Source organism: Sphaerobacter sp., assembly GCF_019683595.1.
GTDB lineage: Bacteria > Chloroflexota > Chloroflexia > Thermomicrobiales > Thermomicrobiaceae > Sphaerobacter.
Genome location: NZ_JADGHZ010000160.1, coordinates 1 through 7,600 on the forward strand (window position 1 = coordinate 1; position 7,600 = coordinate 7,600).

At 72.0% G+C, this 7,600-nt stretch carries 6 protein-coding genes; 5 read left to right on the forward strand and 1 reads right to left on the reverse strand.

The genetic code is table 11. The features are described 5' to 3' along the window. Positions 1 to 318: 318 nt before the first annotated feature. From IRZ30_RS13830 to IRZ30_RS13845, 4 genes are all read left to right on the forward strand, one after another. A complete protein-coding gene (locus IRZ30_RS13830) occupies positions 319 to 1,455 on the forward strand; it encodes a substrate-binding domain-containing protein (RefSeq protein WP_294086025.1) in 1,137 nt (378 codons plus the stop codon). 2 nt (positions 1,456 to 1,457) lie between these two features. After that, positions 1,458 to 2,393, forward strand: a complete 936-nt coding sequence (gene modA / locus IRZ30_RS13835; RefSeq protein ID WP_294086030.1) for a molybdate ABC transporter substrate-binding protein — start codon at positions 1,458 to 1,460, stop codon at positions 2,391 to 2,393. Further along, on the forward strand, positions 2,390 to 3,241 hold the full coding sequence (locus IRZ30_RS13840; protein WP_294086026.1) for an ABC transporter permease: 852 nt from the start codon (positions 2,390 to 2,392) through the stop codon (positions 3,239 to 3,241). The genes modA and IRZ30_RS13840 overlap by 4 nt, the downstream gene beginning before the upstream one ends. An 82-nt stretch (positions 3,242 to 3,323) precedes the next feature. Continuing rightward, positions 3,324 to 3,551, forward strand: coding sequence for a DUF2795 domain-containing protein (locus tag IRZ30_RS13845; RefSeq protein WP_294086027.1), 228 nt, complete (start codon positions 3,324 to 3,326; stop codon positions 3,549 to 3,551). 163 nt (positions 3,552 to 3,714) lie between these two features. Here IRZ30_RS13845 and IRZ30_RS13850 read toward each other — a convergent pair whose 3' ends face one another. Beyond that, positions 3,715 to 4,008: a hypothetical protein gene (locus IRZ30_RS13850; RefSeq protein WP_294086028.1), complete on the reverse strand. Its 294-nt coding sequence runs from the start codon at positions 4,006 to 4,008 to the stop codon at positions 3,715 to 3,717. Between the two features lie 509 nt (positions 4,009 to 4,517). On the opposite strand from IRZ30_RS13850, the gene IRZ30_RS13855 reads away from it, so the two are divergent. Then, positions 4,518 to 7,600: response regulator (locus tag IRZ30_RS13855; RefSeq protein WP_294086029.1), on the forward strand; the 3,083-nt coding region annotated here is incomplete at its 3' end.

Consider the following 7,600-nt stretch of genomic DNA (forward strand, 5'->3'; position numbering starts at 1 on the left):
CTTCACCCCGCCGGGGGGGGGCGCGGGGGGGGGGCCCCCCCCATGGGGGGGGGGGGGGCCGCCGCACTCCACAGCCGGCTTCAGCCGGCTTTTCTTGTCAGCCCGGGGCTTGAGCCCCGGGCACGAACAACAGCGCGGGAACCTCACACCAGCAACGTCGGGTACCGTGATCCCGTATTGGAGCCACGAGCGCCCTCTCGTAGGAGCGTGACATAACGCTCTGGGCTCGTTGCGTCGGCCCGCGACGGCCGGTTCGCTGTCGTGGATTCTTGACAGGATGTCCTCTATCCGTTACCGTCGGGGGCGAAGGAGGCTGTTGTGGGGCGTCGCGTCGCCGTCGAGCGGGTCGAAAGCCAGGTGCGGGAGCGCCGGGTCGCCGCCGGGCTGAGCCAGCAGGAGCTGGCCGAGCGGGCGGGGCTGACCCGGCAGGCGGTCAGCGCCATCGAGGCGGGCCGCTACCTGCCCAACACTGCGGTGGCCCTCCGGCTGGCGCGGGCGCTCGGGTGTCCGGTTGAGGAGCTGTTCCGTCTGCCGGATGTCCCGCCGCGGGTGCGGGCCGATCTGGTGGGCGATGTCTCGGCGGACGACCGGCGGGTGCAGGTGGCGCGCGTTGGCGGGCGGCTGCTGGCAAGGCCGCTGGCCGGTGCCAGTGGGCCGCTCACCCCGGCCGACGGGTTGCTGGTGGGAGCGGCGCCGGGCGGCCGGGGCGCGATGGTCGACCTGCTGGTCGATCCCGAGGTGGTCGAGCGCACTGTGGTCGTGCTCGGCTGCGACCCGGCGCTGGCGCTGCTCTCGGCGCACCTGTCGCGGCGTTATCCCAACCTGCGCCTGCTCTGGACGCACGCCGGGAGTCTCGCCGCGCTGCGCGGGCTGGCGCGGGGGGAGGCGCACGCGGCTGGGACCCACCTGCGCGATCCGGAGACGGGCGAATTCAATCTCCCCTTCGTGCGGCGTGAGCTGGCCGGCCGGCGCCTGCATGTCGTGACGCTGACCGAGTGGCAGCAGGGGCTGATCGTGGCTCGCGGCAACCCCCGCGGCATCGCCGGTCCAACCGACCTCGCGCGGCCCGACATCACGATCGTCAACCGCGAGCCCGGCTCCGGCAGCCGGGCCATGCTCGACGCCGCGCTCCGCGCCGCCGGAGTGACGCCGGAGCAGGTGCGGGGGTACGCGCGCGAGCTGCCGACCCATCTGGCCGTGGCGGAGGCGGTTGCCAGCGGCGCGGCCGACGTCGGCCCCGGTATCGCCGCCGCCGCGCGGGCGCTGGGACTCGAGTTCATCCCGCTCCAGGAGGAGCGCTACGACCTGGTCATCCCGACCGACTACATCGACGCTCCGGCGGTGCAGGCGCTGCTGGAGACGGCGGTCCACCCCGCTTATCGCGCCGAGGTGGAGGCGCTCGGCGGCTATGACAGCTCACGTGCCGGATCCATCGTGGCGGAGTTGGGCGCGTGACGATGCTGGAGCAGCACCGGTTCACGGCGCGCCGTGACGGATGGCATTGCCGCCCGATGGCTGTGATGGCGATCGTGGCGCTGCTGGCGTTCGGCCTCGTTCTCGCCGGCTGTGGGGCGAGCGCCGGAGGCGCCGAGCGGAAGGCGACTACTGCACCGGCCGGCGGGGCCACGGTGTCCGCCACAGCGGAGGCGGCGGGTGCACTGACCGGTGAGCTCACGGTGTTCGCCGCGGCCTCGCTGACCGATGCGTTCCAGGAGATCGGCGCGCAGTTGGAGGCGGACAACCCAGGGCTGCGGATCGTGTTCAACTTCGCCGGCTCGCAGGCGCTGCGTGCGCAGCTCGCCGAAGGAGCCCGGGCAGACGTCTTCGCCTCGGCGGACGAGGTGACGATGGAGGGCGCGCGGGAGGACGGTTCGATCGCGGGAGAGCCGCGCATCTTCGTCGCGAACCAGTTGGTGGTGATCCTGCCCGCGGACAATCCGGCTGGTGTGCAGGAGCTGCGCGACCTAGCGCGGCCAGGGGTGAAGCTCGTGCTGGCCGACGAGACGGTCCCGGCCGGGCGCTACGCGCGGCAGATACTGACGACGATGGGGCGGAACCCGTCCTTCGGCAGTGACTTCACCGATCGGGTGCTGGCCAACGTCGTCTCGAACGAAACGAACGTCCGGCAGGTGGTGGCGAAGGTACAGCTCGGTGAGGCCGACGCCGGGATCGTCTACGCCTCCGACGTGACGCCGGCCGTGCGGGCGGACGTGACGGTCCTCGACATTCCTGCGGAGTTCAACGTGGTGGCGCGCTACCCGATCGCGATCGTCCGGGACGCCGCGAACCCGACGGCTGCCGAGGCGTTTATCGACGCGGTGCTTTCGCCCGCCGGCCAGGATACCCTTACGCGCCACGGCTTTCTTCCAGCGCCGAGCGGCGGTGACCAGTGAGCGACTGGACGGCAGTTGCCAGTACGGTCGAAGCGAAGACGGAGCGGGAGCGCGCCCGGCGGTGGCGACCGGGTCTCTCGCCGCTGGGCGGAGCGGCGCTGCTGCTGGTGATGTTCCTGGCCGTCCCGCTCGTCGCGCTGGTGTGGCGCGCGCTGGGCGAGCCGGGTATCTGGGCCGCGGCCGGTCAGCCGCTGGTACTGCGGGCGCTGCGGCTGAGCGTCGTCACGACGGCCGTCACCATCGCGGTCGCGGTGGTGGCGGGAACCCCGCTGGCCTACCTGCTGGCGCGGCGGAGGTTCCGCGGCAAGCGGCTCGTCGAGGTCGTCATCGACCTGCCGCTGGTTCTGCCGCCGGTGGTTGCCGGTGTGGCGCTCTTGATGGCGTTCGGCCGGCGCGGTCTGCTGGGGGATGCCCTGGGAGCCGTCGGCATCGAGCTTCCCTTCACCACCGCGGCGGTGGTGCTGGCTCAGGTCTTCGTGTCGGTGCCCTTCTACGTCCGCGGCGCGCGAGCCGGTTTCCAGGCGGTGCCGGGCGAGCTCGAGGAGGCCGCCGCGATCGACGGTGCCGGCACGTGGCACACGCTGCGCCGGGTCACCCTCCCGCTCGCGCTTCCCGGCGTCGCCTCCGGATTGGTGCTCTGCTGGGCGCGCGCGCTTTCCGAGTTCGGTGCGACGCTGATGTTTGCCGGGAACTTCACCGGCCGTACCCAGACGATGCCGCTGGCCATCATGAGCGCGATGGAGCGGGATCTCAATGCCGCGCTCGTGCTCTCGGTGCTGCTCCTGGCCGTCGCCGCGGCCGTCCTGATTCTCGCCCGGCTGGTGGCGGGCGGGCGCGTCGAGCCGTAGCCCGGCACCCTGCTTGCGAGGTGGGGTGGCGCCTGCGGCGAGGGCCGTAGGCCGGGCAGTCCGTTCATTGAGAGGCAGTGCGATGCACGAGCACGAGCACGGCCAGGAGCACGGACACGGCATGGTGAATCCCGTCCAGCTACAGAAGTTCCTGGGCGGGATCAACTACCCGATCGACAAGCGCGCGCTGTTGGATCGAGCGCGCGATGCCGGAGCCGACAGCGACGTGCTGGACGCGCTCCAGCGCTTGCCCGATCAGCGCTACAACAGCCCGACCGATATCTCCGAGCAGATCGGGAAGCTGACCTGACCCAGTCGTACGGATCGGGAGCCGTCGAAGACGGCTCCCGATGAGGGATGAGCGGGCCTGTGGCGTCCTGGGTCTGGGCCTGGAGGCGCCGGAGGTCCGCTCATGGTGTTTCCCGCACCCAACACGGCGGCCGGCTGTCGAGTTGGGTGCGGCGAGTCCGTCACTAGTCTGGTTCGCGGGCTGCCTCATTCGGGACGGTGATGTCCCAGGTGTCATAACATGCGCGGAGCACCTCGGGCGGAGCCTGGACGCCAAGGATCTCCGCCAGGCGGGCGAGGATCAGTGCGGGGCGGATCGGCTGTCGCAGGGCACGGACGATGTCCGCTTCGGTGGGGATCGGCACGCCGTCGCTGTCTCCGCTGAGGTAGCCGAACTGCTCGGCCACTTCGATACTGATGTCCAGGATCGCGTCAGTGATTTGCCCGGCCAGGTATGGTGGCAGCGGTCCCGCTCGCATCGGTGTCCCCCGTCCGCAGAAAACGGCTCGTCTCCCCCCTGGCCGGCAGGAGTGATCGCGGCTTTGGGCCGAGCGGCGACGGTCCGCCCAGGCCGCCGGGGTTGGGCTGCCTCGACAGCCCTCACGCCCAGGCCAGCGGGCGCGAGAGCGGTTGCCGGCGAGAGTTCTGGCAAGCCTATTGTGCCGGACCAGGATGACGAACCGCTGACCCTTGGCGTTCGCCAGGGTTGCAATGATGCAGGAATCCGCGTGCTGGTAGGAAATCCGGCCCCTCGAACCTCCTTGGAAATAGTGGAGCGGCATCCAGGCGATTCCTGGAAGGTACGGATGACCCCGTACCTGACCAACTGACCCGGGTGATCAGGACTAACAGCCCAAGGGTGTTCCGGGACGATCGGCTATCTTACCTATAGGATGCTGGTGCATCTCACACCGCGCCCTGCTCGCGGCGCCGCAGTCCGCGAGCGACCCCGTGCAGGGAGACCAGGTCTAACAAGGAGTCCGTCGTGGTGTCGTCGGACGTCCAGACCAGCAAGCAGGTTGCGCTCCGGGTTCAGCCGCACCTGGATACCGTGCGCAGTGCGGCGGTGGAAACGCTCCGACGCGAACCGGATCGGGGCCGGATCGCTGCGGCGCAGCGTGCCCTGGCTACGGTGCGGGAGATCGCGGAGGCGGCCGGCGTCGAGGTTCTGGCCGCGGCCGCGGTCATCGTCGGGGAGGCCCTGGAGATCGCCGGGGCCGAGGGGGTCGACCCGGCTCTGAACCTGGGGCACTACGCCTCGGCCGCCGCGGCCGACCTGACCCGGATCGTCCACGCCCTGCTGATGGACGAGGATCCGGCACCGCTGCTGGAGCACGCCCGCGCGATGCTGCGCGCCATGCCCCGCGGCGAGCCGCAGCAGTTCATCGAGGTCGACCTCAACGATCGGGAGTACCTGGCGAAGCTGCTGGGCACCGCGTCGCGGCCCGCGACGCCCACGCTTCCCGCCCGCCGCCTGGTTCTCCCGTTGGCGGACCTCCAGGAGATCTACACGCGCCTGGATGCCTACGCCGCGTGCGTGCGGGAGATTTCCGCCGCGCCGGAGCGCCGGGAGGCGCTCGACAACCTGCTCGCCGCGGCCGGTGCGCTGGTGGATGTGGCGACCGGGCTGGGGGTCGAGCAGATCGAGCGGGTCATGAGCGCGGTCTGCCGTGTGGTTGAGGGCTTCCGCAGTGCCGAGCAGCCGTTCACCCCGGACGGGGTCGAGCTCGCCATTGCCGGGCAGCAGATCATCCCGATGATCCTGGAGTCGCTCGACGACCCGGCGCGGGTCGCCAAGGCGGTCGATGCGTTGGTCGAGCAGGGGTCCAACCTGCTGGTCCAGGTGCGCCGGGCCAGCGAGCCGCTGGAATACTGGCCGGAGCCGGATCACGCCGCCCTGGCCGCTAGCGCGGGCACCGACGACCACCTCCTGACGCCGCCTCCCGACGGCCTGGAGCAGGCGCTGAACCTGCTCGACGACAGCCCGCCGCCATCCGCCCCTGATCCGGAGACGCTGCTTCCCCGCCCGGTGGGCGACGCCACGGCGCTCTTCGCCGAGGACGCGGCCGCGCTGCTGCCGCGCCTGGCCGAGGTCGTCCTCGCGCTCGAGCGCGACCCCGGTTCCCCCATTGCCTCCCGCAGGCTGGAGCGGACGCTGCTCGCGCTGCGCGGTGCCGCCGCGGCGGCCGGGCTCCGCTGGATCAGCGAGCACGCCGCGCGGATGGTCGCCCTGCTCGACAGTGCGGATGGCAGCGACCGTGCCGCGCTGCTGCGGGAGGCTCACGCGCTCTCCGATGCCCTAGAGCAGGTCATCGTGCAGGCCGCCACCGGGCAGCCCGCGCTCCGCGCCGCGCGCAAGTCCCTCCACGCGGACGTCGAGGCGGTCGAGCGGCTGGTGGCGCAAGCCAGCGAACTGGCCGTCCGCACCGGCGGGCACGAGTACCGGTCCTATCGCCTGGCCGTCACGACCCAGGATCTGCGCGCCGGGCGCGATCGCATCCGCGATGTGGCGCGGATCCTGGCCGAGCGCCCCGCGGACGCGGCTGACTTGGCGGCGGAGCTGGTCGCGCTCGTCGCCGACCTCTCGCGCGCCATCGACGACCTCGATCACGTGCGGGGCGAGTTCGACGCCGGTTGGCGGCGGCAGGTGCGCGCGCTGGTCGAACTGGACGACGGGTTGCGGGCGCTGCGGCTGGTGCCCTTCTCCGCGCTGGTGCCACGCCTGGAGCGCGCCGCGCTCGGCACCGCGCGCGCGGCCGGCACGCTCGTGCGCTTCATCGTCGACGGCGGCTCGACGGAGATCGACGCGACCCTGCTCGACGGTGTCGGCGCTGCACTCCTACCGCTGGTCCGCAACGCGGCGCAGCATGGGATCGAGCCGCCCGACGTCCGCCGCGCCCATGGCAAGCCCGAAGAGGGCACCATCCGCGTGCGGGCCGAACGAGACGGCAGCCAGGTGGTGATCCAGGTCAGCGACGACGGCGCGGGGATCGACGACCAGGAAATCGCCCGCCAGGCGGCACGCTCCGGCTTCCCCGTTCCACCCGACGGGCTGAGCCGGGAGCGGGCGCTGCAACTCCTGTTCATGCCGGGCTTCGGCATGAAGCCGGCCGCCGACGGCGGCACGCCGCGCCGCTCCGGGATCGACACCGCCGGCATCGCCGTCTCGGAGATCCGGGGGACGATCACGGTAGAATCCGAGATCGGCCGCGGCACCACGTTCACCATTCGCGTCCCGCTCCTCCCGTCCCTGACCGAGGCCCCGGTTGTGTCGGTGGCCGGCACGCGTTACGTGGTGCCCTTCGTCGCCGTGTCCGCCTGCGATCCCCCGCCGATGGTGATCCCCGTGGACAAGGGCGGCTACGTTGCCCACTGGGACGGCGACACGTTGCCGGTGGTGGACCTCGGCGCGCTGCTGGGCGTGCGCTCGCCCGAACACGCTGCGGCGCCGGGCGGGCGGCTCCTTCAGGTCGACCACGCGGGCCAGCGCTGGCTGGTACGGGTCGATGCCCTCTTCGAGCCCCAGGCCGTGATGATCCGGCCGCAGGCCTTGCAGGGCCAGGGGCCGGTCGCCCCCGGCGTCGTCGCGCCGACCGCGATGCCGTCGGGCGAGATCGCGCACGTGCTCGACCTGGCGCAGATCCTCGACTCCGCCCGCCTGCCTGCGCGCGGGGTACCGCCGACCGGCACCCTCCGCCGCGTCCCCGTCGTGCTGGTCGCGGACGACTCGATCGGCCGGCGCCGAGCGATGGTCCAGGCGCTGGAGCGCGACGGCTGGCAGGTTCGCGAGGCGCGGGACGGGCTGGAGGTGCGGGAGGCACTGGAGACGAGCACGCCGGACCTGATGGTGATCGACGTGGACCTGCCCTTGCTGTCCGCGTTCCAGGTGGTGGATGCGATCCGCCGGCACCCCGATCTACCGGTGATCGCCCTGATGGCCCACGACGACCCCGACTCCCACGGTCATGCCGAAACCCTCGGCGCCCGCGCCACCCTCCCCCGACCCTGCGACACCGGTACGCTGCTCCGCACCGTGCGTGACGTCCTGCCCGATCGGTATGGGCTTGGGAG